The 1,390-nt window shown below is 74.9% G+C and carries 2 protein-coding genes and 1 pseudogene; all 3 read right to left on the bottom strand.

All coding sequences use genetic code 11. From position 1 onward, the window contains the following. Nucleotides 1-136, bottom strand: a pseudogene (locus tag KBX39_RS31230) (nicotinamide riboside transporter PnuC); the annotation flags it as partial. Next, complete coding sequence (locus tag KBX39_RS31225; protein WP_064448497.1) at nt 136-747, bottom strand: riboflavin synthase; 612 nt, start codon at nt 745-747, stop codon at nt 136-138. The pseudogene KBX39_RS31230 and the gene KBX39_RS31225, both read right to left, overlap by 1 nt. Nucleotide 748: 1 nt before the next feature. Next, on the bottom strand, nt 749-1,390 hold a 642-nt coding region (locus tag KBX39_RS31220), incomplete at its 5' end, for a RibD family protein (RefSeq protein ID WP_210874004.1).

The following is a 1,390-nucleotide window of genomic DNA, read 5'->3' as shown; positions in this document are numbered from 1 at the left end:
GCCAGGCCCACACCACCCGGCGCAGCCCGAGCAGCGCCGAGGCGAGCCCGAAGCCGTTGCCGACGATCTCCCGGACCAGCACCGGCGAGCCGGCCACGTGCACCTGGGCGTCGAGCAGCCAGCCGAGCGGGCCCATCACCGCACGCTTCCCGCGCCGCGGTCGCCGAGCAGCCGTTCGACGTACTTGGCCAGCACGTCGACCTCCAGGTTGACCGGGTCGCCGACCTGCTTCGTGCCGAGCACGGTGAGCTTGAGCGTGGTGGGGATCAGGCCGACCGAGAACCAGTCGTCGCCCGCCTCGGCGACGGTCAGCGACACGCCGTCGACGGTGATCGAGCCCTTCTCCACCACGTACCGGGCCAGCCCGTCGGGCAGCCGGAACCGGACCGTCTCCCACTGCGCGGCCGGCTCCCGGGCGACGATCTCGCCGACGCCGTCGACGTGGCCCTGCACCAGGTGCCCGCCGAGGCGGCTGTTGAGCGCGGCGGCGCGTTCCAGGTTGACCGGGTCGCCGGGGCGCAGCGCCCCCAGCGCGGTGCGGCGCAGCGTCTCGCCCATCACGTCGGCGGTGAACACCCCGCCGTCGACGTCGACAACGGTCAGGCAGACGCCGTTCACCGCGATGGAGTCGCCGTGCCGGGCGTCCGAGGTGACGAGCGGGCCACGGATGGCGACCAGGGCGGAGTCGTCGCCGGTCTCGGTGCTCCGGACGATCTCGCCCAGCTCCTCGACGATGCCGGTGAACATGTCAGGCCTCCCTCTTCCGGGGCAGCGCGGTGATCCGCAGGTCGGGACCGACCCGCGTAACGTCGGTGATCTCCAGATCGATGGCGTCGGCGATGGTGCTCACGCCGGCGTCGAGCAGCGCGGTCGGGCCGGCGCCGAGCAGCTTCGGCGCGACGTACCCGACGATCTTGTCGACCAGGCCGGCGGCGAGGAACGCGCCGGCCAGCGTCGGCCCGCCCTCCAGCAGCGCGGCCCGCACGCCGCGGTGGTGCAGCTCCGCGAGCAGCGCCGCCAGGTCGACCCGGCCGTCCGGCCCGGCGCCGACCTCCGCGGCGGTGGCCACCCAGGTGCGGGCGGCGCCGTCGCGGACCCGGGCCTCGGCCGGGGTACGCCCCGAGCTGTCCACCACGACCCGCAGCGGCTGCCGGATGGCCAGGGTGCCGTCGCGCAGGTTGCGGGCGGTGAGCCGGGGGTCGTCGGTGAGCACGGTGCCCACCCCGGCGAGCACCGCGTCGACGGTGCCGCGCAGCGCGTGCACGTCGATCCGGGCCGCCTCGGAGGTGATCCACATGCTGGTGCCGTCGGCGGCGGCCGAACGCCCGTCGAGCGTGGCCGCGTACTTCCAGATCAGGTACGGCCAGCCCCGGCGCATCGAGGTGAGCCA

Origin of the sequence: Micromonospora sp. D75, from assembly GCF_018070405.1 — a bacterium.
Taxonomy (GTDB): domain Bacteria; phylum Actinomycetota; class Actinomycetes; order Mycobacteriales; family Micromonosporaceae; genus Micromonospora; species Micromonospora chalcea.
This window is presented reverse-complemented; position numbering and strand designations above follow the sequence as displayed.